The sequence below is a fragment of the Antiquaquibacter metalliresistens genome, assembly GCF_029211225.1.
Taxonomy (GTDB): domain Bacteria; phylum Actinomycetota; class Actinomycetes; order Actinomycetales; family Microbacteriaceae; genus Rhodoglobus; species Rhodoglobus metalliresistens.
In genome coordinates, this window is the sequence record NZ_JARGEM010000016.1 from 1 (window position 1) to 3,053 (window position 3,053).

General features: G+C 64.1%; 3 protein-coding genes. All 3 read left to right on the plus strand.

The features are described 5' to 3' along the window. The first annotated feature begins 71 nt into the window (after positions 1–71). Entirely contained in the window at positions 72–1,301 is a 1,230-nt protein-coding gene (locus tag PYV02_RS15215; RefSeq protein ID WP_275759926.1) for a hypothetical protein, read from the plus strand. Continuing rightward, positions 1,291–2,142, plus strand: coding sequence for a hypothetical protein (locus PYV02_RS15220; RefSeq protein ID WP_275759927.1), 852 nt, complete (start codon positions 1,291–1,293; stop codon positions 2,140–2,142). The genes PYV02_RS15215 and PYV02_RS15220 overlap by 11 nt, the downstream gene beginning before the upstream one ends. A gap of 127 nt (positions 2,143–2,269) precedes the next feature. Further along, positions 2,270–2,695, plus strand: a complete 426-nt coding sequence (locus PYV02_RS15225) for a hypothetical protein (protein WP_275759928.1) — start codon at positions 2,270–2,272, stop codon at positions 2,693–2,695. Positions 2,696–3,053: the final 358 nt, after the last annotated feature.

Below are 3,053 nucleotides of genomic sequence, written 5' to 3' on the forward strand. Positions count from 1 at the left end.
GAACTCGTCCGTGTAGTTCTTCCTTGCCATCCCTTGGATTCTCGCTTCCCCAGCGCCGTGCTGGAATCAGCGTGTCCAAGATCAGGGGTCAAGCCCCGGCCTCGTTCGAGTTGGTGGGGAACACGATCTTCGCGCGACAACGCGTAGGCGACGATTCGATCGTCACCGCCTTCGACACCCTCTCAGGGGAAAGTGACTGGGTCCGGTCATTTGTTGACGCGCCACTGATCGCGACACGAGATGGCGACTTCGTGTTCAGAAGTGACGACGGGACGGTGCGGCTTGGAGACCTCTCCGGCATCCGGACCGATCGGACCTGGGATGCCGGCGACGGCTGCACAACCTACGGGGGTGCAGAGAATCCGACCGGCGATGGCTATTTCCTCGAGCTGAACTGCCCGAGTACACCGGTGAACATCGTGCACCTCGATGATGACCTCCACGAGGTCAGCCGATTCGAGGTGAGTGGCTCGTTGATCGGGTACTCGAACGACTCCACCTTGGGTCCCTATGTTGTGTTCCAGTCGAACGAAGGTGATGTCGCCGCGGTCATTCGAGATGAGCGCCTCGTCTACGCTGGCGCTGACCTCGGTTCGGCGACGTTCGCACTTGTGGGCGACGACCTGGCGATCACGCCGAGCCTCGAAGGTCCGACGCTCTTCATCAACCGCGACGGCGGCATCGTCGTTCCGCGCGACCCCGCAAGGTTCACGGTTGGGAGCCGGATAGTCGCGGGGTTCAATGCCCACGTCTACACCTTCTACGACCCACGCGACGGCGCGGAACTCGGCAAAGACCTCAGCGACGGTGGGGTGATTGGCATCACGATGCTGCGATCCGGCGACGCCGCCGTCGAGCGCACCGCCGGGAGTGCGACGACCATCCGACGGATCGAGTTGACGCGGCGCCCGCCGGCCCCCAACCATGTTGCCCTCCAAATCATCGACGAGGGCCGCCTGTCGATTGGGAGCACCGACTACGTCATCGATGCGGAGGCGACCGAGTATCCGGACGTGGTGCGGCTAGAGATAAGCACCCGCGATGCGACCGGCGCGATGGAGGTCGGCGTCACTCGACTTCCGTCCGAGGCCGAAGCCCAGAGAGCGTGGTTAACCTGGTCTTCAACTGATCCTTCCGCGTTCATCGACGAAGAGGTCGTCCGGGAGACTACGCGCACCTACCTACGGCAGGGGCATTGTTTGGCATATCTATCGCCGATTGCGGGAAGGCAAGACATCCGCCCGGACCTCGAACCAAGCATCTTCACGTCCGTCGTCACTGGAGGTTGTGATGCCAACTAGAACACCCCCGCAGGAGCCAGCCGCCGCGGCCAAGGAGCCACGAACGACCGCATGGAAGACGCGCCGCGCCGTGATCGTTGGATGCATCGCCGCGGGCATCGCGGCACCGTCCCTGACCGCGATCGGAACCGCGATATCGAACCAGGGAACGGTACTACTATCCGAGATAACCCAGGCGAAGTTCGACCCGGAGAGTCCCTTCAATATTGAGGCGCGCCCGCACTCGATCGGCGGCTGGGAGTTCGCCACCGATGAAGTAGTCGCAGCGAACTCACCCGAGGGCGCTGACCTCCTCTCCTACGATCTGCCGCCAAGCGCCGTACCGATCGGGGCAAGCCGCGGTGTGTTCTTCATCACCGGCAACATCGGCGAAGAGGTGACGATCACAGCAATACGGCCCTTCGCCGTCGAACTGAGCGCCCCTCTCGCCGGAACCTACATCGACATGCCAACAGGAGGCCAGGGTGGCACCACGAACCGCACTATCGTCTTCGATCTGCTGACCGCGGAAGCGTTCACTGCCGATGGCGAACCCTTCTTTGCCGACGACGAACTATCCATCACTCTTGCGACCCGGCTATTGCTGACCCTTCGGGTCAACGATGCTCCAGAGGGAACAGCCCGGTGGCTGTATGCGATCGACGTTGTCTCTCCCGACGGCGAGTTCGTCACGGTCTACCTCGATGCCAAGGGAAACATCCGTCCCGACGCCGACCAGATCGCCGACGAGGACCGATTCGCGATCACCAGCCCCGTGCCAACGTATGGCGCGGTCTATGCGGGCGATGAGTCCAACGTCCTGGCGTACCATTCCGGCGTGACTTCGCCTCCTTACCCCTAAAGGTCATCCGCGACAGACACTGGGCCCTCTGGGGCCGGGCCCCGCTGTGGTAGCCGGTCACCAACTGGCTCTACTCGCTGGCGGTTCGGGCTGCTGAACCTCCACCGCGATCCTCGGCGTGCAATCGATGGCGCACACCCTCCGGCCGGTCAGGGCCATCACCACCGTCTGCTCCACGGCCACGCAATGCGACCCGGCCGACTTCCACATGGGGCTCGCCTGGCAGCTCTACTCCGCCGAGACGTCGCACGTGGGCGCACCCTGGGCGTTCAAGAACGGCGGCACGGCCGGCTCCAGCACCGACGCCGTGATCGCCCCGAGCGAGCGGACGGGCGTCACCACGATGTTCAACAAGGAGCGGGTGGACAGCGATCAGATCGCCGTGCCCATCCTCCGGCTGCTCATCGAAGACAGCAGGCGCATCCTCCCGGCGACGGGATCCGCGGCACCCGAGGTCGTCGTCGCGCTGGGTGCGGCGGCGCTGTTCTTGGTCGGGGGGATGCTGGCCGCCGGGCGTGGGCGCCGGTGGGTCGGGCGTCAAGCTCTATCCTGAATCGAACTCCGGCCGTGCGGCAACATCGGTGCCCCTGATCACGGCGGCTAGGCCTTCGAACGTGGCAGGTCGTTGTCGACGAGGTTGATCCCGAGTGAGCTGAGCTGGAGGTCCTCGGTCTTTCCTGAACTCAGGTATCCGGCGTTTACAGCCTTCGACGCCGCGTTCCCGACGTCGCTTGGCAGGGGCCAGCCCGCTGCGCGGTAGCAGGTCACAACCTGCGGAATGGTGGCTTTGTCGTGCCCGGCGATCTCCCGAAGCCGGTGACGTCCCATGGGGTGGTGTAGTTCTCGGGCTCGAGTGTCACGTCGTGGACGTGGTGAGCCATCGTGCGATGGTCAGGTGAGAACCGACAAAA

Bases quoted from the DNA above. Each gene is read 5' to 3' on its own strand.
- PYV02_RS15220 (WP_275759927.1), top strand. From the start codon at position 1,291: ATGCCAACTAGAACACCCCCGCAGGAGCCAGCCGCCGCGGCCAAGGAG.
- PYV02_RS15225 (WP_275759928.1), top strand. From the start codon at position 2,270: ATGGCGCACACCCTCCGGCCGGTCAGGGCCATCACCACCGTCTGCTCC.